General features: G+C 62.0%; 23 protein-coding genes. 11 read left to right on the forward strand and 12 right to left on the reverse strand.

What is annotated here, in order from left to right:
* Positions 1–22: 22 nt before the first annotated feature.
* On the forward strand, positions 23–187 hold the full coding sequence (locus ACQ4WZ_RS08095) for a hypothetical protein (protein WP_436573058.1): 165 nt from the start codon (positions 23–25) through the stop codon (positions 185–187).
* Positions 188–206: 19 nt separating this feature from the next.
* On the forward strand, positions 207–362 hold the full coding sequence (locus tag ACQ4WZ_RS08100; protein WP_436573059.1) for a hypothetical protein: 156 nt from the start codon (positions 207–209) through the stop codon (positions 360–362).
* Between the two features lie 151 nt (positions 363–513).
* Here the strand turns inward: ACQ4WZ_RS08100 and ACQ4WZ_RS08105 are convergent, their stop codons facing one another.
* The 4 genes from ACQ4WZ_RS08105 to ACQ4WZ_RS08120 form a co-directional block, all read right to left on the reverse strand.
* Complete coding sequence (locus ACQ4WZ_RS08105) at positions 514–3,348, reverse strand: TonB-dependent receptor (RefSeq protein ID WP_436573060.1); 2,835 nt, start codon at positions 3,346–3,348, stop codon at positions 514–516.
* A gap of 659 nt (positions 3,349–4,007) precedes the next feature.
* Positions 4,008–6,884: a M16 family metallopeptidase gene (locus ACQ4WZ_RS08110; RefSeq protein WP_436573061.1), complete on the reverse strand. Its 2,877-nt coding sequence runs from the start codon at positions 6,882–6,884 to the stop codon at positions 4,008–4,010.
* A gap of 153 nt (positions 6,885–7,037) precedes the next feature.
* The gene (locus tag ACQ4WZ_RS08115; RefSeq protein WP_436573062.1) at positions 7,038–8,024 is read right to left on the reverse strand and encodes a sensor domain-containing diguanylate cyclase; all 987 of its coding nucleotides are present in this window, start codon (positions 8,022–8,024) and stop codon (positions 7,038–7,040) included.
* Between the two features lie 90 nt (positions 8,025–8,114).
* Complete coding sequence (locus ACQ4WZ_RS08120) at positions 8,115–9,005, reverse strand: sensor histidine kinase (protein ID WP_101481447.1); 891 nt, start codon at positions 9,003–9,005, stop codon at positions 8,115–8,117.
* A gap of 288 nt (positions 9,006–9,293) precedes the next feature.
* On the opposite strand from ACQ4WZ_RS08120, the gene queE reads away from it, so the two are divergent.
* The 8 genes from queE (at position 9,294) to ACQ4WZ_RS08160 (ending at position 17,938) form a co-directional block, all read left to right on the forward strand.
* Positions 9,294–9,929, forward strand: coding sequence for a 7-carboxy-7-deazaguanine synthase (gene queE, locus ACQ4WZ_RS08125; RefSeq protein WP_133991217.1), 636 nt, complete (start codon positions 9,294–9,296; stop codon positions 9,927–9,929).
* Between the two features lie 9 nt (positions 9,930–9,938).
* Positions 9,939–10,385 carry a 6-carboxytetrahydropterin synthase QueD gene (queD, locus tag ACQ4WZ_RS08130; RefSeq protein ID WP_035819191.1) on the forward strand — a complete coding sequence of 149 codons (447 nt, stop codon included), beginning with the start codon at positions 9,939–9,941 and terminating at the stop codon, positions 10,383–10,385.
* Positions 10,378–10,887 (forward strand): tRNA adenosine(34) deaminase TadA, encoded by a 510-nt coding sequence (tadA, locus tag ACQ4WZ_RS08135; RefSeq protein ID WP_436573063.1) that lies wholly within the window; start codon positions 10,378–10,380, stop codon positions 10,885–10,887. Before queD ends, tadA begins: the two co-directional genes overlap by 8 nt.
* 235 nt (positions 10,888–11,122) lie before the next feature.
* Positions 11,123–13,486: a TonB-dependent hemoglobin/transferrin/lactoferrin family receptor gene (locus ACQ4WZ_RS08140; protein ID WP_436573064.1), complete on the forward strand. Its 2,364-nt coding sequence runs from the start codon at positions 11,123–11,125 to the stop codon at positions 13,484–13,486.
* 61 nt (positions 13,487–13,547) lie between these two features.
* A complete protein-coding gene (locus ACQ4WZ_RS08145) occupies positions 13,548–14,705 on the forward strand; it encodes a hemin-degrading factor (RefSeq protein WP_436573065.1) in 1,158 nt (385 codons plus the stop codon).
* A gap of 162 nt (positions 14,706–14,867) precedes the next feature.
* Positions 14,868–15,785 (forward strand): alpha/beta fold hydrolase, encoded by a 918-nt coding sequence (locus ACQ4WZ_RS08150; protein ID WP_133991225.1) that lies wholly within the window; start codon positions 14,868–14,870, stop codon positions 15,783–15,785.
* A 42-nt stretch (positions 15,786–15,827) separates the two neighbouring features.
* Positions 15,828–16,745 (forward strand): muramoyltetrapeptide carboxypeptidase, encoded by a 918-nt coding sequence (ldcA, locus tag ACQ4WZ_RS08155; protein ID WP_436573066.1) that lies wholly within the window; start codon positions 15,828–15,830, stop codon positions 16,743–16,745.
* A gap of 14 nt (positions 16,746–16,759) precedes the next feature.
* Complete coding sequence (locus ACQ4WZ_RS08160; RefSeq protein WP_436573067.1) at positions 16,760–17,938, forward strand: DUF418 domain-containing protein; 1,179 nt, start codon at positions 16,760–16,762, stop codon at positions 17,936–17,938.
* Here the strand turns inward: ACQ4WZ_RS08160 and ACQ4WZ_RS08165 are convergent.
* The gene (locus ACQ4WZ_RS08165; protein WP_436573068.1) at positions 17,935–18,675 is read right to left on the reverse strand and encodes an SOS response-associated peptidase; all 741 of its coding nucleotides are present in this window, start codon (positions 18,673–18,675) and stop codon (positions 17,935–17,937) included. The genes ACQ4WZ_RS08160 and ACQ4WZ_RS08165 overlap by 4 nt on opposite strands.
* Before the next feature lie 119 nt (positions 18,676–18,794).
* On the opposite strand from ACQ4WZ_RS08165, the gene ACQ4WZ_RS08170 reads away from it, so the two are divergent.
* Positions 18,795–19,016 (forward strand): hypothetical protein, encoded by a 222-nt coding sequence (locus tag ACQ4WZ_RS08170; protein WP_101481440.1) that lies wholly within the window; start codon positions 18,795–18,797, stop codon positions 19,014–19,016.
* Between the two features lie 7 nt (positions 19,017–19,023).
* Here the strand turns inward: ACQ4WZ_RS08170 and ACQ4WZ_RS08175 are convergent, their stop codons facing one another.
* The 7 genes from ACQ4WZ_RS08175 to ACQ4WZ_RS08205 form a co-directional block, all read right to left on the reverse strand.
* Positions 19,024–19,266: a hypothetical protein gene (locus ACQ4WZ_RS08175; protein ID WP_133991229.1), complete on the reverse strand. Its 243-nt coding sequence runs from the start codon at positions 19,264–19,266 to the stop codon at positions 19,024–19,026.
* A gap of 56 nt (positions 19,267–19,322) precedes the next feature.
* A complete protein-coding gene (locus tag ACQ4WZ_RS08180) occupies positions 19,323–19,628 on the reverse strand; it encodes a hypothetical protein (protein ID WP_436573069.1) in 306 nt (101 codons plus the stop codon).
* Positions 19,629–19,854: 226 nt separating this feature from the next.
* On the reverse strand, positions 19,855–20,061 hold the full coding sequence (locus tag ACQ4WZ_RS08185; protein ID WP_133991234.1) for a hypothetical protein: 207 nt from the start codon (positions 20,059–20,061) through the stop codon (positions 19,855–19,857).
* 106 nt (positions 20,062–20,167) lie between these two features.
* A complete protein-coding gene (gene mntP, locus ACQ4WZ_RS08190; RefSeq protein WP_101481436.1) occupies positions 20,168–20,737 on the reverse strand; it encodes a manganese efflux pump MntP in 570 nt (189 codons plus the stop codon).
* A 60-nt stretch (positions 20,738–20,797) separates the two neighbouring features.
* Positions 20,798–21,652 carry an undecaprenyl-diphosphate phosphatase gene (locus ACQ4WZ_RS08195; RefSeq protein ID WP_436573070.1) on the reverse strand — a complete coding sequence of 285 codons (855 nt, stop codon included), beginning with the start codon at positions 21,650–21,652 and terminating at the stop codon, positions 20,798–20,800.
* Between the two features lie 91 nt (positions 21,653–21,743).
* Complete coding sequence (locus ACQ4WZ_RS08200; protein WP_436573071.1) at positions 21,744–22,610, reverse strand: alpha/beta hydrolase; 867 nt, start codon at positions 22,608–22,610, stop codon at positions 21,744–21,746.
* An 85-nt stretch (positions 22,611–22,695) separates the two neighbouring features.
* The gene (locus ACQ4WZ_RS08205; RefSeq protein ID WP_436573072.1) at positions 22,696–23,337 is read right to left on the reverse strand and encodes a hypothetical protein; all 642 of its coding nucleotides are present in this window, start codon (positions 23,335–23,337) and stop codon (positions 22,696–22,698) included.
* Positions 23,338–23,415: the final 78 nt, after the last annotated feature.

The following is a 23,415-nucleotide window of genomic DNA, read 5'->3' on the forward strand; positions in this document are numbered from 1 at the left end:
GACCAAGGCCAGGATTTGCCGCTTGAAGGCGCGTTTGGCCGTGCTGAATACCAGACCAACCTTACCGGGAAAAGGCCTGCGCCGCTGGCGTGACGAAGACGGTTTTCATCAGCTACCGCCACTGGCGCGGCAGAAAAAGCAGCACATGCCGAGTTTGCCCAAGATTCATGGCAAGCCCAGACAATAATCCCCTTGAAAGGAAACCCATGTGGGCAAAGAAATTCGTCCTGTATGCCCATGCTAGCGATGTACGCGACATCGGCGGCCTGAGCATCGAAATCCGTGTCGACCGCATCAGCATCAGCGGCGATATCGACCTGACCCTGGACAAAACGGGTCTTGCCACGGTCAGGCAGCTGTAAAAACTGCTGGGCGACGTGCTGGCGCAGCGGGAAGAGCAGGTCCTGCCCGACCAACTGCCGTCGCCCGAGATGACGACGGTGGCCAATCCATTTGAGTAGTGGCAAAAAAAACGCCTCCCGAAGGAGGCGTTGGTCTCTTGCGTGCTGTTAATTAAAACGTGTAGCGCGCATTGAAGGTGAAGTAACGGCCGTAGGCGTTATGCAAGCCTTCGTTGTAGCCCTCAAGTGGGTACGCTGGATCGTACGGTGCGGCTTTGTCGAACAAGTTCTGGATGTTGATGCCCAGGCTCAGGTTCTTGAAGCCGGTGTACGTATAGCCCAGGCCCACGGTGGTCCAGCTGGCGACTTTGCAGTCAGGGAAGGCCGCTTCATAGCCAGGGATCGTGGTATTGCGATCCGGCGCCGCATCGGTTGGCTTCTTCGTGCCGTAGTAGCAGAAAGGCTGGTCGTAGATCTCGGCGCCGTCGCGGTTACGCTTGAGCGATACGCTGCCAACAAAGTTCAGCGAGGCGTTAACGCTATGGTCGCCACGCGTCCAGTTGGTGGTCAGCGAAGCCTTGACCTTCGGCATGTCGGTGCCGGTGGACAATTGCCAGTCGTAAATACCTGGACGGGTGCCGGTCACATTGCTGACCGTGTCGCCTTCGTGCTGCTCCAGCTTGTAGCTGTAGACGTAGGTGCCGCGCAAGGCGGTGCTGAGCGAACCCCATTCACCGAGCTTGTTGCGCAGACGCGTTTCAAAGTCCACGCCACGCAGTTCGGTCGAACCCTGGTTGGACCAAGGAGTCTTGACCGACAACAAGGTGCCCGTGCCGGGAATCGGATTGCCGTTCGCATCGGTGATGAAGTTGGCTGGATTCGGATCGCGCAGGACGTTTTCCGGCGCGCGGTCTTCGTTTTTCAGCGCTTCGCTAGCCGTACCCAGCGCCACTTCTTTTTCCTTGCGTACGCGGTACACGTCAACGACAAAGTCGATGTTGGAGGTCGGCGAGTAGATCAGGCCCAGCGAGTAGCTCTTCGACGTTTCCGGCTTCAGGTCCGGATTGGCACCGCCGACGCCAGAGATCGATTTGCTGCAGTCGGCCGTCACGCCACCCGGACGCGGGGTGCTTTCATCTTCCTGGCAGCGTTTCGGATCCCACACGCCGGACAGGAAGAATTGTGCACCGCCTGGCGTCACTTGTGACAATGCCGGGGCGCGGAAACCTTCGGCATACGTGCCGCGGAAGGCCAGCGTATCCGTGGCGGTCCACTTGGCGCCCACTTTCGGCACAAAGTTGGTTTTGATGCCAGGATATTTGTCTACGCGGCCGGCAAAGTCCATCTCGAAGCTCTTGGTGAATGGCGTGCGCAGTTCGACGAAGGCCGACTTGACGTCGCGCTGGCCGTCGATAATGGTATTGGACTGTCCGTAGATCTGGCCGGCGGCGACTGCTGCGTCCGGATCGATACGGATTTTTTCACGGCGCAGTTCGAAACCGACTGCCAGGCCCATGGCCCCGCCACCCAGCTTGCCAAATTCCGTGCTGGCCTTGCCGTCGAGTTGGAAGATTTCCGCTATGCCTACGCTTTGCGGGTCGTAGCCGATGGTCGGATCGGCGGCCAGCTGTGCCAGCGAGGTACCGGTATTGAGCTTGCGCAAGGTTGGCAGGTACAGGCGGCCATATGTTGTTTCATCGCGCTTGGAGCGGTTCCACAGCAGGCCGGTGTCCCAGCTCCAGCCGAAGTGATCGCCTTGCAGGCCAGTCAGCAGGCGCGTGTTCTGGTTGGTCGTCTCCGAGCCGCCGCGCAGGTTTTCAAAGCGGTAGGCGACCGAGGCGCGGGCATTCGTCAGCGGGTTGTCCGGATGACCAATCGGCAGGATGGCCTGGAATGGATCGGCCAAACCCGTCGCCATGTAGTTGGTGACGGAGGTCGTGCCCAGGGTGATCGGTGCTAGCGTGTACGAGCGCACGGAGCGGGTGTAGGCCGCTTCGGCGTAGCCGGTGACGGCGTTGCTGATCTTCAGGGTTCCGCGGCTCAACACGCTGGCATCGCGGCCGTCGCCCTGGCTTTCCAGGAACTTATCTGCATCATAGTTGCAGAAAGTGCGGCCAATGAGGATGCTCGTTGGCAGCAAGCCATCCTTGGTGCCCCCCGTAATGCGTTCCGACGGGTCGCAGCCCAGATTGAACGTCACGCGCTGTGGCGCGTTCGCTTGCGTCACGCCGAAGTTGCGCGAGCCTGGCGACGATTCGCGGTAGACCGTTGCGTATTTCGAGATGGAACTCGAGTAGTTGGAGCGGAAGCGGCCGTTCAAGTCCTGGTAGGTTGAATAAGCGATGTCCTTTGCATCGCGGCGTGCCACGCGGTCGCGCTCGGAAAAGTCGACGGCGGCGAAGATATTGTAGCCGTCGGTGTCCAAGTCGCCCGTGCCGAAGAAACCACTCACATTCTTGCGGCGGAACCGGTCATCGTCGTTGGTGCCAGCATTGCCAGCGATCTGGCCGCCACGATAATTCGATTTGGTGATGAAGTTGATGACGCCGCCGATGGCATCCGAGCCGTAGACGGCCGAAGCGCCGTCTTTCAGGATCTCGACGCGGTCCAGGGCGGACAGCGGGATGCTGTTCAAGTCATACAGGGTGGAGTTGCCGTTGTTCGGGTCGGCGTAGGCCGATGGCGTCATGCGCCGTCCGTTCAGCAGGATCAGGGTGGAGCTTGAACCCAGTCCGCGCAGCGAGGCGGTGGCGACGCCCTTGGCAAAGCCGGAACCGCCGAGCTGGTCCTGATTGGTGTCGGTGCCCATGGATGGCACCAGTTTCATCAGTTCGGCAACGGTCGATGCGCCGCTGTCCTTGATATCCTTGGCGGTAATCACATCGACAGGGGAAGTGCCTTCCTTGTCGGCGCGCTTCAGGTTCGAACCTGTAATGAGAATTTTTTGCAGCGCCGGCTCCTGTGGTGCCAGCTGCGCGTAGACTAATTGCGAGGAAGATAAGGTCAAGGCGACTGCGATCACACTTTGTTTTAAGACTATTTTTTTAAGCAAAATATTCTCCATCGAATTTCAACTGCTGAACACATGGTCGGGCATCGTTGTGCGATGCGCGACTTTCCCGGTCTAGTGGATCGCTTGAGCGATTTTTGTTGCAAAACCGTATAAACAGTATTGCCTAGACCTTTATCAAAACATTTTCGGAAAAGTTGCGCCATGCTTTTTTTCAACATTGTCACGTTGACACAACAGTTTATCTAGATTATTTTTATGCTTACATATTCGGTAAAAAATTGATGGCAGGCAAAAGATTTTATGCTAGGAAATATCCAGAAATTACAAAAGAAGCAATGTCATAAATGCACCATTAGCTTTTTAAGTTATTGATTTGTAAGAATTAATTTAAATTATTTCCGCTTAAAAATATTTTTTTGCTGTTTTGTGGATGTCCATCCAAGTTGCAAACTTTTACATTTGTAATATGTTGCAGATGCACCGTTCTGGTGCGGCGACGGAGGCTCTATGACGCACCCGGCTAAGCGGGGTAATATCGGCAGATAATCGCCAATGGATGCTGCGGTGCGCCATTTTCGTGCATAAAAAAAGCCGCCAGCTTTATGCTGGCGGCCATGACTGCATTTACTTTGTGCGTTATTTTTCTGTCGCGGTTACCTGGCGAACGCCTGTGCAGTTGGCGTCACGGTGACCGCTTCCGGCTTGATGTTCAGCTTCATCGCGCCGATGACCTTGTCTTCATCGAGCAGAGCCTGCGGCTTGTTGCCGTCGTACTTGATGGGAGAAAACGCGTCGCTGACGAGTTTTTCCTTCAGGCCGGCCGCATCCTTGGCGACGATCACCACGGACAGGTTCTTCGCCGACAGATGCTGTTTGATGGCGCGGTTGACATCGGCCAGCGTCAGTTTCGTCAAGCCATCACGCATCAGCTTGGTGAACTCCGGCGTGCCATACCATTGCGAATCGAGCGCATAGCCCAGTTGCTGGTCTTGCGTCGACGTCATGACGAACACGTTTTTCATCAGGTAGTCGCGCGTGGTGGCGAAATCGTCCTGCGTCAAGCCGTTGTCGATGAGCTTGCCCAATTCCGTCAGGGCCACGCGCAGGGCGAAGTGGGCGTTGTCCGGCGCCACGGGGCGTATCCAGATTTCGAACAGCTGCGCCTTGCGGCCCAGGTTCGGGTTCGGGAAGAACTGATACATGCCACGCGGGAAGGCTTCGATGTACGCGTAATCGCCATAGTTCATGCCGCGAATTTCCCGGATGCGCTGGTACAGATAGGAATTCGAGGCGCGGTGCTCGCCCAGCCAGGTCTTCGCCAGCCACAGGGCGGGGAAGTCCGGGTGCGTGCGGGTCACGTCGAGCGGCAGTCCGAAGGAGATGGCCGTGGCGCGCGTGTTCTTTTCGATGATTTCCACTTCCAGTCCCTGTGCCTTGCGGCCCGCAGGTTTTGCGGTGGCTGGCAAGCCGGGGCCGGCAGGCAAGCTTGCCAGCGCCCGCGTCAGCGAGGCCGTCATGGCGTCGGACACATCGCCGGAAATGCCCACCTTGACGGCGCCCTGCGCATACGCGCTCTTCCAGAACTGTTTCACATCGTCCAGGGTGATGGCGTCGATGCCTGCCACCGTGCCCAGCACCGGGTGGCCATACGGCGTACCCGCATACACATTGGTTTGCAGGCGCTCCTTGGCGAACTCTTCTTCGTTATTGTCCTTCAGGTCCAGCAACAGCGCGTTCTTTTGCGCATCCTTCAGGCGGCGGAAGTCATCCTCGCGGAAACCGGGCGAGAGCAGCAGTGGCAGGGCGATGGCGTTGAACTGCGTCCAGTTATCCCTGTGGATGGAGCCCGTAAACGTCGTCATTTCCTTGTCCGTCTGCTGGCTGAAGCTGCCGGCGAGCGGGAACAGGGCCTGGTTGACTTCGTCGATCTTGCGTTCGGACGAGCCACCGGACGCCACCATGGCGGCCGTCAGCGCGGCCAGGCCTTCCTTGCCTTTGGGGTCTTGCGCGGAACCGGCCGTAAACAGCAGCTTGTAGCGGATTTGCGGCAGAGCCGACTTTTGCACCAGCACGTCGAACTTGGCGTTCGAGGCGGCCGGCAGCAGGCTGGCCAGCTTCGGCGTGGTGGCGATCGCGGCCGCCATCGGCTGGTGCGACAGGGTCGTCACCACCAGGCCGTCATCCGTCAGGTATTTGCGCGCGGCCGCCTGGAGGTCGGCCGGCGTGAGCGTATCGATCAGGCGGTAGTACTGGTTCAGGGTGGCATACGAGCGGTCGAAATGCACGAAGGAAGCCAGGGTGCCGGCGATCTGCTCGGTATTGTCCAAGGTGCGGATCAGACCATATTTTTCGGCTGACTTGGCATCCGCCAGGTCTTTTTCGCTCACTAGCGTGTCGCGCAGCTGCGCCACGGTGGCCAGGATGGCGTCGCGCACGTAGACGGCGTCATCGATGTTTTTCACCCGCGCGCCCAGCACGGCCAGGGTCGGGTCGACACGGTCCGGCGTCATGTCGAACAATTGGTCGACTTTCTGTTCATTCTGCACCAGGCGTTTATACAGCGGCGAGGTGCGGCCGAACGACAGCGACAGCAGGGTCGCCAGCGCCGCCTGGTCCTTGTCCTTCACGGAAAACGCGGGCGCGTGGAAGCCCACGGCTACCCACGGCAGGGTCGGCGTAGGCCAGGCCACATGCTTGTAGACGGGCCCGTGCGGCTTGGGCTCCACGGGCACGGCCGCCTGCTGTTTGCCGCGCTGCCAGCCGCTCCAGTATTTTTCCACCAGCGCGATGGCTTGCTGCGGCTCCACGTCGCCGGCGATGATGATGGTGGTGCGCTCGGGACGGTACCAGCGGTCAAAGAAGACCTTCGAATATGCGTACTGGTTCGGCATGTCTTCGATATCCTGGATAAAACCCATCGTCGTGTGCTTGTAGGTATGCGTCGTGTAGGCGCTGTCGCGCATCACTTCAAACAGTTTCGAGACGGGATTGGCGCTGTTCTTGTTGTATTCGCCCAGCACGGCCCGCGATTCCGTCTTGAACGCATCTTCCGCGTACTCGAGGTGCTGGAAGCGGTCCGCCTCCACCTTCAGCACGGTTTCCAGGTCTTGCTTGGCAAACGTGGTGTGGTAATTGGTCAAGTCGTCGCTGGTATACGCGTTCTGGCGCGCGCCTGCGCGGGTGATGACTTCCTGGTATTTCTCGGGCGGATAGGCCTTGGTGCCGCGGAACATCATGTGTTCAAAAAAATGGGCGAAGCCGGACTTGCCCGGCTCGACTTCATTGCGCGAACCCGTCTGCACGGGAATTTGCAAGGAGACCAGGTTGGGGAAACCGGTCGGCACGATGATGATTTTCAAGCCGTTGGCCAGGGTCTTTTCCGTCGCCTTGAATGGCAGCAAATCGGCCTTGCTGGCGGTAGCGCTGTGGGCGGCGGTCGGCTTCACGGGCGCGGCGCCCAGGTTCGACGATGCCATGGCCGACAGGGCCAGGGCGAAAGCAGGTAATAAAGCGGGCATGATTCTTGACACGAAGGCTCCTTCTTTTTTTGGAATGTGGAAAGTGCAACGCCGCAGCATAGAATATTCATGCCGCCGTGCATAGGGGCAAGTGTTTTGGCAGGTCAGGGCTGGCCCGTCAACGCTGCGCCAGGAACTGGCAAGGCCTGCCGCTGGGGCGGGTGCTTACGGGAGCGTCGTTGCCGGCAGGCTGATGCGGTTGCGGCCCAGGTGCTTGGCGCGGTACAGGGCGCAGTCTGCCGTGTGGATCAGCTGCCCCAGTTCCGTGCCGGGGCCGGGCAGGGCCGTGGCGGCGCCGATGCTGACGGTGACGCAGGCGCCGTCGGGACGCTTGCGCGGCAGTTGCAGCCGCTCCACGCGCTGGCGGATGCGTTCGGCCACGATGGCCGCGCCCTTGAGCGACTGGTTCGGCAGGATGACGGCAAATTCTTCGCCGCCATAGCGGGCCACGAGGTCGTTTGTACGCATCTCGCTGGCCACGGCGCCGGCCACCTTGCGAAGGCACAGGTCGCCACCCTGGTGGCCGTGGCTGTCGTTGTATTCCTTGAAGTTGTCGACATCGACCATCAGCAGCGACAGGGGCTGGCCTTGGCGCCGGGCGCGCTGCCATTCGGCCAGGATGGTGTCATCGAAGCAGCGCCGGTTTGCCAGGCCCGTCAAGCCGTCGCGCGTGGCCAGGCGTTCCAGCTCCACCTGCGCGCGCTTTTCATCGGTCATGTCGCGCAGGGTTTCGACCACGGCGATCAGTTCGTCGCCATTGCCGTAGATGGGGCTGGCATCGACGGCCAGGTAGCGGCGGCGCCCCGTGCGCGGCATGTCGCACCAGTTTTCCGCGCACAGATTGCTGCCCGTGCTGCTGCGGTATTGCTGCTGGAGATGCAGGGCGCGCATGTCGGCGCCGCGCCCGGCCAGCAGCAGGTCGGCCAGCGTGGGGCGCTCGTCATTGTAAAAGCAGCGGCCCGGCTCACGCATGCCCAGCACTTCGGCCGCCGGCACGCCCGTCAGCTGCTCGCAGGCGCGGTTCCAGATCATCACCCGCCCGTGCACATCGAGGACAAAGGTGGGCACCACCAGCAATTCCATCATCTTGACGGCGAAACCCTGGGCTACTTCGCAGGGCAATGCGCTGGCATGTGCATGGCTATCCGGCATGTATGCATCCTTCTTGGGCGTGAATGGGGGCGGGCTCTTAGGCCATGTTGCAGCGTGAAGAAAAGACGGTGTTGATCTTGAGCAATATTTTCAGCGATGCAGCATCGCTTCGTCCTGGCAGCAGCTTGGCAGGGGCAGCGACAGGTGCAAGGTGGTTCCGGCGCCGCTGTGGCTGTCGATGTGCAGGCTGCCGCCAGCGGCGGCCACGCGTTCATGCATGCCGGACAGGCCGCGACCCAGGCGTGGCGGCGAGCCTGACAGCCCGACGCCGTCGTCGCGGATGCGGCAAGTCAGGGTGGCGCCTGCTTGCTGCAGGCGCAGCTGAACATGCGTGGCGTGAGCATGGCGGGCGATATTGGCCAGCGCTTCCTGCAGCGCGTGGTACAGCAAGGGGCCGTGCGCGCAGCCGGCGGCGGCGTCGAGCCGGTAATCGCAGCTGCAGTCTATGCCCGTGCTGCGCTGAAAGTCCACCAGCAAGCCGTCGCACGCTGCTTGCAGGCCAGCATCGAGGGCGGGCGGGCGCAGGTCGTGGATGACGCGGCGCAGCGCCGCAATACTGAGGTCGACATTGTGCGCCATCACGGCCAGGTGTCGTGTCAGCTGGGGCGTCGCGCCATGCGTGTTGGCCAGCAGCATGGACAGGTCGATTTTCAGGGTCAGCAGATGCTGGCCCAGGTCGTCGTGGATGTCGCGCCCGATGCGCAGGCGTTCCTGTTCGCGGGCCTTGTACTGCTCATTGCTCAGGCGCGTCTGCTCGGCGTGCGCACGCAGCTGTTCCTGCACCTGCAGGCGCAGCGCCAGGCGGTGCTGGCGCCACAGCAGCAGGGTCAGCGCACCCAGCAGGGCATCACATGCCGCCATCAAGGTGGCGGGCGTGTCTGTCTGCAGCATCGGCACGGTGTGCAGGGTAGCGAGTGCGCCGGCCGCCAGACAGGCCAGGATGCTCAGGCGGTACGGCAGGAGTAACCAGCGTTGCATCATTTACTCGCTCCCAAAATGTTCTCATCAGGCAATGTTATTACAGAAAATATATTATCTTTGGGCTATTTGTGTTGTCTAAGCGCAAAAGCTGCGCAGGTAGGTCTGCCGCTGGAGCTTTCTTGCCCTTTGGTGTCGCAGCGTCAGGTGGCGGCCAAGGCATTTGCACGGGAAGTGTCGTGGCGGCATATAATAGAGGGTTGTCAATCGGCTTTTGCGGTGACGGCGCTGTGCGCCGGCATCGCTGCGTACGCCCTGCGCGAGGACGCCAGCCAGCTCTTAGGAAATACAGTGACTTATAGCATCAAAGAGATTTTTTACACCCTGCAGGGCGAAGGTGCACACGCAGGCCGTCCGGCCGTGTTTTGCCGCTTTTCCGGCTGCAATCTGTGGACGGGCCGCGAAAGCGACCGCGCCACGGCCGTGTGCCAGTTCTGCGACACGGATTTCGTCGGCACGGACGGCGAACTGGGCGGCAAATTCAAGACGCCCGAGGAACTGGCCGCGCTGATCAACAGCCTGTGGCCGGCCAGCTACGCACCGAGCAAATACGTGGTGTTTACGGGCGGCGAGCCGCTGCTGCAACTGGACACGGCCCTGATCGACGCCATGCATGCGGTCGGCTTTACGATCGCCATCGAAACCAACGGCACTTTGCCCGTGCCGGCCGGCGTGGACTGGATCTGTGTCAGCCCGAAGATGGGCTCCACCCTGGTGGTGCACAAAGGCAATGAGATCAAGGTCGTCATTCCCCAGTTCCAGCAAGACCTGGCCGCCTACGAAGGGCTCGACTTCGAGAACTTCTTCGTGCAAGCGATGGACGGCCCCCTGGCCGCGCACAACATGCAGCTGGCCATCGAGACGTGCAAAAGCAACCCGAAATGGAAGCTGAGCCTGCAAACCCATAAACTCCTGCAAATCCCTTAACAAAACAATATGCTGACTATCACACGCAAGCTCGAATTCGACGCGGGCCACCGCATTCCCGACCATAAAAGCCAGTGCCGCAACTTGCACGGCCACCGCTACACGGTGGAAATCACCCTGGTCGGCAAGGTCATCGAAGCGGAAGGCAATTCCGACAATGGCATGATCATGGACTTTTCCGACGTGAAAACCCTCGCCAAGCAGCATCTGGTCGATGTGTGGGATCACGCCTTCCTCGTCTATGAAAAGGATACGGCCGTGCGCGACTTCCTGGCCAGCCTGCCTGACCATAAAACCGTCGTCATCGACCGCATCCCCACAGTGGAAAACCTGGCCCGTATCGCCTTCGAGATCCTGAAAGCGGCGTTTACCGACCATTTCGGCACGGGCTTGCACCTGCATAAACTGGTGCTGCATGAAACGCCGAATTGCTGGGCAGAAGTGACCGATGACTGAAACGCACGCTAGCGCGCAGGACGCGCGCTACATGCAGCTGGCCCTGGAGCAGGCCCAGCACGCGTGGAACCTGGGCGAAGTGCCCGTCGGCGCCGTTGTCGTCAAGGATGGGGAAGTCATCGCCGTGGGCTACAACCAGCCCATCGGCCGCCACGACCCCACGGCGCACGCGGAAGTGATGGCGCTGCGCGCCGCTGCCGAAAAACTGGGCAACTACCGGCTGCCCGGCTGCGAACTGTATGTGACCCTGGAACCGTGCGTGATGTGCTCGGGCGCCATGCTGCATGCGCGCCTGGCACGCGTGGTGTACGGCGCGGGCGACCCGAAGACGGGCGCCTGCGGTTCCGTGCTGAACCTGTTCGAGCAGCCGGCGCTGAACCACCAGACGGCGATCGAAGGGGGCGTGCTGGCCGACGAGTGCGGCGCCTTCCTCAAGCGTTTCTTTGCCGAGCGCCGCCGCGCGCAGGCGGAAGCGCGCAAGCTGGCCAATCCGCCGGGCTAGCATTTTCCGGAACAGGGCAGGGCCGCCACGGCCTTGCCAGTAATAAGCCATGCCTTGCCAGCCACTCCGGCTGGCATTTTTGCAACTGTTGCGAAATAAAATCTGTCTAGACCACTTCGCCATTCTCAAATGAGAATGATTCGTGTTACAGTATTGTTTTCGCCAGCAAACTTCCCTTGCGCATCGTTATCGATCCGGGTTCAAGAGCCAGCTTCCACTCTTAAACCGGATCATCATGACTACAGTGCTTCTGCAGCGCTCCGCTGCGCCCGTCGTACCCCAAGTTTACCTGCCAAACCGTCGCCACAACCTGGTGCTGCGCGCCGCCTTGCTGGGCCTGTTTGCCGCACCCCTGCTGCCCGTCGCTGCGCAAAACGCCGCCATCAACGCGGGCACGGCGGCGCAGGAACCGGCCAAGCTGCCTGTCTTCCCGGAAATCGTCGTGAATGCCAAGCAGGACTATGAACGCCGCGCCGGCACGAAGACGGTCGTCACGGCGGACGACCTGGAGCGCCGCAATGTCACGGAAATGGGCGGCATCGTGCGCTACCTGCCATTGATTACCGCGCCAGCGGCCGCCTCGGGCAGCGGCAGCGTGTGGGATGGTTCGGGTAATACCGGTTACAACATCCGCGGCCTGGAAGGCAATCGGGTCAGCCTGGAGCTCGATGGCATTGTGCTGCCCGACGCGGCGCCCAAGCCGGACGGCAACACCCTCAACGCCTTCGCCACGGGCCGTGATTATTTTGACCCTGAAACGTTCCGCGAAGTGCGCATCGATTCGGGCACGACGGCCGCCAGCGGCGCCAATCCGGGCCTGGGCGGCGGCGTGGCCTTCATCACCAAGTCGCCCGAGGATTACCTGGGCGAGGGGCAGGATCATTATGTCTCCTATAAATACGGCCGCGCCACGGCCGACCACAGCAATGCGCACACCCTGACGGGCGCCGCCAGGATCGGCGACAAGCTGCAAGGCCTGGCCGTGTATGTGCACCGTGACGGCGAGCAGACGGACAGCCGCGGCACCACGCCCGTCAACCCGGACGACTGGCATTCGAACGCCTTGCTGTCCAAGCTCGTGTGGACCTTGCCGGGTGAACAAAAGCTCGACTTGACGGTCGACATGTTCGAGCGCAAGAACAAGCGCGATCTGCGCAGCAAGGTCAGCACGTATTATCCGACAGGCGTGCAGCAGGATTCCACCACCAGGCGCACGCGCGTCAGCCTGGGCCACGACGTGGCGCTCAAGGATTTCGCCCTGTTCGACCGCCTGACGTCGAAAGTGTATCTGCAGAATGCGAAAACCGATGACAAGACGCAAGGCGTCTACACCTTTGGCAGCCCGGCGCAGCGCTCGATCGACACCAGCTTCAAGAACGACAGCATCGGCGTCACGTCCGAAGCGTTCAAGCAGCTTAACGCCGACAACGCGCTGCTGTACGGCGTGCAGCTGGAACAGCTGAAAACGGGCCGTCCGTGGCGTGAAGACCGTCTCATCATCGCCACGGGCCAGCATCAGATCACCAACAAGAACCGCATGGCCGACATGGACACGACCAAGCTGGCCCTGTACGTGCGCGACGACCTCAGCTTTGATCTTGCTGGCAAGAAAGCCTTGCTGACGCCGGGCTTGCGTGCCGATTACCGCAAGGACGAGCCGAAAAACCTGCAACGCTACGCCATCGGTGTACCGGGCGCAGCCAAGGAAGTGCGCAAGCAGAGCGACACCTATTTCACGCCCAGCCTGAGCCTGTCCGTGGAAGTCTTGCCGCAAATGAATGCCTACGCCACCGTGACGCGCGGCACGCGCCTGCCGACGGCGGCCGAACGCACGGGTACCTATGATTCCATCAGCTATACGGGCACGGGCAAGGGTTATGCCGTGCTGGGCAATGCGAATTTGCGCAAGGAAACCAGCCAGGCCTATGAACTGGGCTTGAAGGGCGACGTCGTCAAGGGCTTGAGCATGCACGCCTCCGTCTACCAGACGGAATACAAAAACATGATCGAGTATGTGATGCAGGAAGATGACCCGGTCAACTATCCCACCATCACCCAGGGCCTGTTCCGCCCTGAAAACATCGGCAATGCGCGCACCTGGGGCGCCGAGCTGACCTTGCGCGCGGAGCTGGGCGCCTGGGCGCCAGCCATGCAGGGTTACCACGTCGACCTGGCCACGGGCGTGGCCAAGGGCCGCTCCTTCAATACCCTGACGGGCGACAGCGGCGGCCTGGCCTCGGTTGCGCCGGCCAAGTCGGCCTTGACCTTCGGCTACGACCATGCGAACGAGCTGTTCGGCCTGGCCCTGACGGCCGTGCATGCGGGCGTAAAACAGGCGCCGAATGACTTGCTGACGGGCACGACCGCGCCGCGTTTCACCGTGCCGTCGTACACCATCTTCGACTTGTCGACTTACTGGAACGTGCACAAGAACGCGAAGATCGTCGTTGGCGTGTACAACTTGACGGATCGCAAGTACTGGGATTACGCCGCTGCGCGCAGCCTGTCCGCCGGCACCACGGCCGCCAGCCGCGCCGAGATCGAGCGCTACGCCAAGCCTGGCCGCAACGTCGCCGCCAACCTCAGCGTCAATTTCTGATTTTTACCGGGGGAGGGGTGCTTGCCCCTCTTTTTTCCATGTTTGATTGAATGGTCTCTCTATGAAGTTATCCAAACTCGTTCTATCCCTGCTAGGCAGCCTGCTGATTGCAAACGCAACCGCGGCCCCAGCGACCCTGGCGGAACGCTGGTCCACCTTGCGCACGGAGCAGCCGAAGCTGCAGATCCGCGATGCGGCCCGTGCGCTAGGCGTATCGGAAGCACAATTGCTGGCAACCAACATCGGCAAAGGCGTCACGCGCCTGCAGGCCGATGGCAACCAGCCGCGCGAAATCATGCGCGCCGCGCTGGACCTGGGCCTCGTGCAAGCCATCACGCGCAATGAAAACGGCGTCATCGAAACGACGGGCGTCGCCAGCAAGTTCAAGCAGGCGGGCGACAAGTCGGAACAGGCCGATGCCAAGCAGGACCCGGAAACGGAAGCGCGCCAGCGCAATATCGCGGGCGGCTACCTGGGTGGTCAGATCGACCTGCGTTTCCACTTTGAACACTGGAAATATGCCTTTGCCGTGGAGCAAGCGGGCCGCGACGGCAAGCCCACGCGCAGCCTGCAATTTTTTGACGCCAACGGCACGGCCGTGCACAAGATTTATGTGCGCAGTGACGCGGGCGTGGCCGTCTACGACAAGCTGGCGGCAAATTTCCGCATGCCCCAGCAAAGCGGGGAATTGAACGTGCTGGCCGTGGCGCCGAAAGCGGCGGAAAAGCCCGATGCCGAGATCGACGTCAAGGAATTCCAGCTGGCCTGGAAAGACATGACGGACGTGCACCAGTTTGCGCAAATCATGCGTGAATTCCATTTGACGCGCGAACAGGCGCTGCGCCTGGCACCGGCCGGCGTGGTCGAGCGCGTGACGCCGCAAGCGCTGCGCACTCTGCTGGAAAACGCGGCCAAGGACAAGGTCGCCATCATGGTGTTCCTGGGCAATGAAGGCTTGACGCAGATCTACAGCGGCAAGATCGAGAAAACCATGGCCGCCGGCGGCTTCTTCAATGTACTGGACCCGGATTTCAACCTGCACATCCGCGACACGGCCCTGCGCAGCGGCTGGGTCGTCAAGCGTGGCGGCGTTACTTCCGTCGAATTCTTCGACAACGACGGCACGCAAGTGGTCTCCTTCTTCGGCGTGCGCGAGCGGGGTAAGCCGCAGCCGCAAGCGTGGGTGGATCTGGCCGATTCCTTGCCAAAAGCCAAGTAAGCAGCACCGTTGAGACTGCACCGTTGCCGCCCTGCGTACCGGCGCGGCAACACTTCAGTTCGACTTCCGCATGAGTCACGATGGCAAGATCACAATAGTGGTATGCTGAGTCCAAGGCCGCAGCGATCGTGCCTGCGTGCTGGTTCCTGAAGAGAGGCAATCATGGCAACCATCATGGCGAACGGCCTCAGCATAGCGTATGAAAGCCACGGCAACCCGGACGATCCGTGCGTGCTGCTGGTCATGGGCCTGGGCATGCAACTGATCGCCTGGCCGGCGGACTTCGTCGAAGGCATCGTCGAGCAAGGGTTTCGGGTGCTGCGTTTCGACAACCGCGACAGCGGCCTGTCGAGCAAGATGGCGCTGGGAGGCAAGCCGTATCTGCCGCTCGCCTACGTGAAAAACCTCATCGGCTGGCCCCTGAAAACTTCCTACACCCTCGACGACATGGCGGACGATGCGCTGGGCTTGCTGGCGGCCCTGCGTATTGCCCAGGCACACGTGATTGGCGTCTCGATGGGAGGCATGATCGCGCAAGTGATGGCGGCGCGCGCGCCGCAGCAGGTGCTGAGCCTGACCTCCATCATGTCGAGCAGCGGCCGGCGCGGCTTGCCCGGCCCCACGCGGGCGGCGCGCAACGCCTTGTTGCAACGTCCGAAGCGCAATGCCAGCCGCGCCGAATTGATGGCGCACATGGCCGCCACCGTGCGCGTCATCGGCAGTCCCGCCTATCCCGTCTCGGAAAAACTGCTGTACCAGCGCATCGAAGCGGCGCTGCAGCGTGGCAGTTGCCCGGAAGGCGTGGCGCGACAGATGGTGGCGATTGCCGCTTCGGGCGAACGCACGGCCTTGCTGCCGAGCATCAGCTGTCCGGCGCTGGTGATCCATGGCGCGGCCGACCCATTGATACCCGTCGCCTGCGGCATCGATACGGCGGCGCTGATCCCGGGCGCCCGGCTGGAAGTGATCGAGGGCATGGGGCACGACATGCCGCCCCAGCTGATCGAGCGCCTGCTCGCCTTGATCGATGTGCATCTGCAAGGTAAGATGGCGCCCCAGATGCGCTCCCAGCCAGCTTGAAAGTAAGCAGGCGCGCCCACCATTTGATTAGCCCGATATATTTTGAAGACACCTGAGATTGGCATCGCCATTGTGGCGCCGGGCGGTTGCGCGCCCGATGAAGCGGCCGTGGCGCGCGGCATCGCCCGCTTGCAGGCACAAGGGGCCACCGTCCACAGTTACTACGACCCCGAACACACATTCCAGCGCTTCGGTGGCACAGATGCGGGCCGCCTGGCGCAGCTGAACGCGGCGGCCGCGGACCCGGACGTGCAGGTGGTGATCGCCTTGCGCGGCAGTTACGGTATCAGCCGCATCCTGCCCGACATCGACTTTAGCGCCATGGCCGCCAGTGGCAAGCTGTTTGTCGGCTACAGCGACTTCACGGCTTTCCATATGGGCTTATTGGCCAGGACGGGCCGTGCCAGCTTCGCCGGCCCCATGCTCTGCGACGATTTTACCCGCGACGAGCCTGAGCAATTTACGCTCGATCAACTGTGGTCGTGCCTGGCCGGCCCCACGCATAAGGTCACGGGCACGGCGGCGGGCAATCCGCAGGTCGAGCTGCAAGGCAAGTTGTGGGGCGGCAACCTGGCCATGCTGGTGCATTTGCTGGGCACGCCGTATTTCCCGGAGATCGACGGCGGCATCCTGTTCCTGGAAGACGTCAACGAACACCCGTACCGGGTCGAGCGCATGCTGTTGCAATTGCTGCACGCGGGCGTGCTCCAGCGCCAGCATGCGATCGTGCTCGGTGATTTTTCCGCCTATAAACTGAGCCCCATGGATAAGGGCTACGATTTCGACGCCATGCTGGCCTACGTGCGCGAGCGTCTGCCCGTGCCCGTGCTGACGGGACTCGAATTCGGCCACATCCGCCGCCGCGTCACCTTGCCGTTCGGTGGCCACGCGCGGCTGCAGTCGGATGCGTCCGGTTTCAGCCTGACGGTGACCGATTACCCCACCTTGGCGCGCCCCTGAACGCCCTCAGCGCCGTGACCGCCAAGCCCGGCAGGTTGCTGCGGCTCGATGTGCTGCGCGGCATCGCCGTGTTTGGCATCCTGCTGGTGAATATCTGGGGCTTTGCCTGGGGCACGCTTTCCTTGCGCTACGGCACCTTGCCGGCGCAGCCGCCCGTGCTGGACCAGCTCGCCATCTTCGCGGTGGCGGCGCTGGCGCAATTCAAGTTTTATCCCATCTTTGCCTTTTTGTTTGGCGCCGGTTTTGCCCTGCAGACGCGTTCCCTGAAACGCCAGCTGGGCAGCTGGGAGGCGGCGCAAACGGCTTATCGACGCCGTTTGCGCTGGCTGCTGGCATTCGGCCTGCTGCACGGTTTCTGCATCTGGAGCGGCGACGTGCTGACTTCGTATGCCGTCGCCGGCATGCTGATCCTGCCCCTGGCGTCAGCCAGGCTCAGCCGCGTGCGCAACCGCGCCTGGCTGGTGGCCGCCGGCTTCCTGCTATTCCTGTGCCTGTTGATTCCCGTGGGCCAGCAGGGCGGCGCGCCGGATATCGCGCGCGATCTGCAAGGCTTCGCGGAGCGCCACGCCATCTACACGCAAGGCGGCGCGTGGGCCGTGGCCAGGCTGCGCGCCAACGATTTTCTCGTCTCCTTGCTGTACGCCGCTGTCATGTTGCCGCATATTATAGTGCTGTTCCTGCTGGGCATCTTGTCCGTGCGTTGTGGTTGGCTGACGCAGCCGCAGCGCCACCAGCGCCTGTGGCGCCGCGTGTGTGCCGTCGGACTGGGCGTGGGTTTGCCGTTCAGTCTGCTGGCGGCGGGCGCCATCGCCTGGCAAGTGGCTGATCCGTATCAAACCGTTTTCGATACGGCCCTGTTCGAAGTGGGCCTGTTCGCGGGTGGCCCTGTGCTGGCGGCCGGCTATGTGGCGGCGCTGATGCTGGCCAGCCCCTTCATGCTGCGCTGGCTCGGCGCATGGCTGGCGCCCGTGGGACGCATGGCGCTGAGCAATTATCTGCTGCAATCCTTGATCGGTACCTGGCTGCTGCAGGGACCGGGCCTGGGATGGGGCGCCCGTTTGCGTCCCGCCGAGATGCTGGGACTGGCGGTAGTGATTATGGCGGGGCAGGTGCTGTTCAGCCGTTACTGGCTACAATACTTCCGCCAGGGACCGATGGAGGCGCTGTGGCGCAGGCTGGCGCGCCTGCCTTAATCCGTTCCCCAGTCAAACGCGCCTTGCGCCGCAGCCGCTGGCGGCGCCTTGGCCCTGGCAGCGGGCACGAGTGGATTATCCACAGCATGCCATTCGAATAACGCCGTATCGAGCATGCAGTTGCGTGCCAGGTGCAGTGCTTGCTCAGGAATGAGCGCCGGTTCGAGCCAGCGGTGCGCGTCTTCCCGGCTGACGGCGACGGGTCGGCGGTCGTGGATGTCGACCATGCCACCGAGGCTGTCGGCCGTCACCAGCACGAAACCTGCGTCCTCGCGGCTGAACTTCCAGGGGCCGAAATGGGCCAGCGCCAGCAGGAACAGTGGCGCTCGGTCGCGGCGGTGGATGTGCCAGGGCTGTTTTCTGCCTTTTTCTCCCGTCCATTCGTACCAGCCCGACACACAGACGATACCGCGCCCTGCACGCAGCAAGGGTTTCCAGTAGGCACCAGCGAGTTTTTCCAGGCGCGCATTGATGGCGATGGGAATCTTTTTCTTGCCGGGCGCGGGCACGGCCTGTGCGGCCCAGGCCGGGCGGTAACCCCAGAAGACGTCGTCGACCCGCTGCACGCCGTCCTCGACATGCATCACGGGCCGGTAGGTGCCGGGCGAGACGTTCAGGTGCGGCTCAGCCTCGCTGTCGAACACCGCGTCGGTCCAGCCGAAGGAAGACGCCAGCACGCGCGCCGTGTCATTTTGATCGAATCGTCCACACATGGCGAAATCATACCCGATCGCCATGGCGCACGCGGGCTGGCGCGCGCCTGGCGTGGGTGTGGGCCAACGTACAGACTGCGGGCGGGATGTGGCGCACAGTGGAGGCCAGTCAGATGGCTGACGCTTTTAGCATCGGAGGAATCATGTCGTTTGAAAATCCCACCATCCACAAAGGTTTTACCATCAGTGCCACGGCCAGCCAGCGCCGCGATGGCCGCTGGGTCGGTTCGTATGTCAGCCAAAACCAGGCGTGCGGCGCGTATGCGGATACCTGCGACTATGACGATTGCAGCAATGAAAAAGAGGCGCAGCAAGTGGCTCTGTCGATGGGCTGGAGCCTCGCCGATGGCGTGCCGGTACGCTGAAACGGCTTTAGCGCTTGCGCAGGGCCAGCAACAGGCCTGCAATCGGGAATAGCAGGGCCGCGCCCAGACGTACGGAGGTCAGCGAAGCGGCCTCCACGCCCAGCATATGCGGCAAGGCCAGCAGCAGCAGGGGCGCAGGCACGGCAATCGCGAAGAAAAACAGGTACCACGAGTAGCCATTCTTCTTGGCCAGCAAGGCGATCAGCGCGCAGCCGACCAGGAAGACCAGCGGCAAATTTACAAATTCCATGGTGAAGCACTCTTAGCAAGGGGAACGCGATTATACGCGCCGCTCCTTGCGCCGCGTTAATTTCCGACCAGGTCGGGCGGCTGTTGGGCCTGCTTGCCGCCGGCCGGCGCATCGACGGGCAGCAGCGCCGTGATTGCGCCGCTATAGATGAGTTCCTGGGCGTACGCCGATGCCTCGATCAGGGCCGCATGCACGGACTTGAAGCTGCTGGACGTTTCAATCAGCACGGGCTTGGCATACACCTGTTGCGTATCGCCGCGCTTGCTGATCAAAATCATGCCCCGATAGCGCCCATCCTTCTCCAGCGCCCCCGCGACATGAAATTCATAGCCGCTGATCTGGTGTTTTTGTAGCTGATCCATATCTCCCGCCTCCAGACCTGTTTGTCGTGGCCCAGACCTTTTTACGCGCATCGAACGGTCGAGTCTTTGATTTGCATCAATACTGTCAGCCAGGGTTCAACTAGCGCATCGACGCCAGTCGCAAGCGTAGCGAGCGGCGCTGATTTGAGGCTGAGAAGTGTATTAAAAGTACGGTGAGCATCGCCAGCCGCAAGGTGCTCTGCGCAGCCGATCTGGCGAGCTGTCCTCACCCAGCGCGAATGGCGCGGATCTGCTGGGCCGTTTCCTCGATCTCCCGATACGCTTCCTGGATATAGCCATTGATCGGGTGCCCGTCCATCCACTCGAAATAGGCGCGCTCGTCCTGTCTGATGGCGAAAGGGACGTGGTGCTCGCGTATTGACTCGGCCGTTTCGCGCACCAGCGAGGCAAAAATAAGCTCCAGAGTTTCCATGATGGTCACCTTGCGAGACATAAATGCAGAGTAATGAATGTAGCACAAAGCGCGCCGTCGTCCATGCCCGCACGTATGTCGTGCGCGCCCGTTGGTCGGCCCATCGTCAGGCCGGATGGCCGATGTGCTCGTATAAGATCACGCAGCCGATGATGATCAGCACCAGGCCGCCTACCAGCTCGGCACGCCGGCCCGCCACCGTGCCCAGCACGCGGCCCAGCATCACGCCCAGGGTGACCATGACGAAGGTGGAAAAGCCGATGGCGGCGGCCGTGACGACAATGTTGGCGCCCAGCAAGGCCAGGCCCGCGCCTACCACCATCGCATCGATGCTGGTGGCCAGGCCGGTAACAGCCAGCACCCAGAACGAGTGCGACTGGGCCGGCGCTTCGTCCTCGTCGGCGTCGGATAGGGCATTGCGTATCATCAACAGGCCGATGATGCCCAGCAGGCTGAAGGCGATCCAATGGTCCCACGCTTCCACATAGGGTGCGGCCACGCTGCCCAAGGCCCAGCCGATGACGGGCGTGATGGCTTCGATGACGCCAAAGATCAGGCCAGTGCGCAGCGCCTCGCGCCATTGCGGCTTGTGCAAGGCGGCGCCCTTGCCCACGGCGGCCGCGAAGGCATCGGTGGACATGGCAAGGGAGAGAGCGGCGGTGGCGGCGAAATTCATCGTTGGCTTTCGGTAAAACTTGGCTGGGATGGTGAGTTGCAAATTACAAACCCGGCAATTTTACCCTACGTACAGCACCACCAAGGCGGCAAACAGGCAATAGGCGCCAAAGAAATGCCAGCGGCCCTGTTCCAGCCAGCGAGACAGCCAGCGCAGCGCCAGCAAGCCGGCCAGAAAGGATAGCAGCATGCCCAGCAGGCTGGGGCCGAGCAGGCGCAGCAGGCTGTTACCGTGTTCCAGATGGTCCAGGCTGCCATTTGCCACGGCCTGGTAAAAGCGCCAGCCTTCCTTGATCAGCACGGCTGGCGTCAGCACCACAGCCAGGGCAAAGCTGAATTCTTCTGCGCGGCGTTGCGGCACGCCCATGGCGATGCCGGCGGAAATGGTGGCGCCCGAACGGGAAAATCCCCGGAAGGGCAGGCACAGGCCTTGCACGGCGCCGATCACCATGGCCTTGCCGAAGGATAAGCTGCCATGCTGGCGCGCTTGCTGGCGCGAGGAGACGATGATCAGCACGCCGGCAGCGGCCAGCGCGGCGGCCATCAGTTTCGCGTTGCCGAACAGGTGCTCGATTTCAAAGCCAGGCGCATCCTTGCTCATGATGTGGGTAATGCCCTTCAGCAAGCCAAAGCCGACCATGCCCGTCAGGGCGGTGGCGGCGACAAGCAGCAGCACATTGCTGCGGAAGGCGGCTGCCGAGCTGAAATACGTAACGCGCCAGGATTTCCAGAAATACACGATGACGGCGAACATCGTGCCCGTGTGCAGCATCACCAGCAGCATGGTCAGCTCCGGTGACGTGGGGTCCAGGCCCATCCATTTTTCCGCCATGATGACGTGGGCGGAACTGGAGACGGGCAGCAGCTCGGCGAAGCCCTGGACGATGGAAAGAATAAACAATTGCAAAAAGCTCATGGGTATCGGGACTCAGGCGGGGGAGGGGCCGCCGATTTTACCCGCCAGTGACGGCGGGCAGGCCCTGCGCCAGATTACAGTTTGTCCATGTTTACGGCTTGGCCGCTACTTGCGGCTTGAAGACGGCGCGGAATGCCTTCAGCGCGGCCGGGTGATAGATCGTGCCATGACTTTCTTCCGGCATCTTTTCCAGATGCCATTGCAAGCCGGGCGGCGCCTGTTTTTCCAGCACCTGCGACAGACGCTGCACTTCGACGGCGATGCCCGCTTCGCTGCTGGATGCCAGGTACAGGTTGTGCTTGCCTGGCTTGCCCTTGGCCAGCAGGGCCGCCGCCTGGCGCGGCAGTGCGCCATGGTTCCACCACAGGCTGGGATCGAAGGCCAGGTAATGGTCGAACAGTTGCGGTTCCAGTAAATACGTTTCCACCACGAACAGGCCCGCCAGCGACTCGCCGACGATGGCCGTTTCGCCTGTCGTGCGGTAGCGCCGTTTGACTTCCGGCATCAGTTCATCGCGGATGAAGGCCCGGTAAGCGGACGCGCCACCCACCACGGGGGCGATTTTGCGGTCTTCCGCATTGTCCGTTGGCCCCGTCAGGTCGCGCCGGCGCTGCGTGTTTTGCATGCCGACCAGCATGAAGGGACGCATGGTGCCGTTGGCTACCGATACTTGCAGCAAGCCGGCCACGTGTAAAAAGTCTTCGGCCACGCCGCCGTCCGGCATGTACAGCACGGGCAATGGCGCGTCGGGCGGCGTATCCCAGGCGCGCGCCAGGTACACATTGATGTGGCGCTTTTCCTTCAGCGCCTGCGAATCGATGCTGAAAGTTTCGCCAATGACGAGCGGTGTGGCCGCGCTGGAGGAAGCGGCAGCGGCGGGCGCGGCAATGGCGAGAGGGAAGGAGCTGGACAGCAGCAGGGCGGCAGTGAAGTGCAGTGCAAGGCGAGAGCGGCGCATGTTTTCCCGTGATAAGTAGTGGATAGATGGCATGTACGCGTATAGACATGCCATCAAGCAATTCTATCTTATCTTTGATGCAGTCTTACTTGATCGTCAAGATTTCCCGTTCGCGCACGATACCGGCCTTGTCCACCGTATAGGCGACCAGCAGGGCCCCATCGTCGGCGCAGGCATGGCAGCTCTTCAGGGGCGTGGAAAACAGCAGGCGCTGGCCGCCATCGTCGGCGGCCGTGCTGCCGACAAAATCGGCGGGGGCAAACGGCACGGCGTCCGGGTGGGCGGCGGCAAACGCGCGCCAGGCCGGTGTGGTGCGGTCTTCCTCGCGCACGGTGTCCTCGTCGACGTCGATGGCGGCGCCATCGCTGCCGATCAGCAAGCTGCCTTCATTCGTGTTGGCGCGGAAAGGATAGGTGACGGTGGCCAGGGCCGCCTTGCCCAGCGGGCGCCAGGCGGAGATGAAGCCCGCCTTGTTCGCCTTGACCAGCATCCTGGCGGCGGCGAGGGCTTGCGGGCGCGCGCCGGAGCGCTGCATGGTGCGCAGCAGGCAGACGTCGGGCGCGCTGTGCGATTGCTCGCTGCGGCAGGCCGACAACGAGCGTTCCTGCCACACGGCGCGCGCGTCGATGGGGCCCGTCTCCAGGGCATGGGCCGCCTGCATGGCGGCCAGGCCGGAGACAGCAAGGATGGCGCAGCCGGCTACGTGACGGGAAAATCGTGTTGACATGGGGCGCCTTTCAATAGCGGAAACAGGAGATCTTCCGATTATAGGAGGGGCCAGGCGTGCTTGCCCTCACGTTTGGCC

This window comes from Janthinobacterium darwini (genome assembly GCF_051380905.1).
Taxonomy (GTDB): Bacteria; Pseudomonadota; Gammaproteobacteria; order Burkholderiales; family Burkholderiaceae_D; genus Janthinobacterium.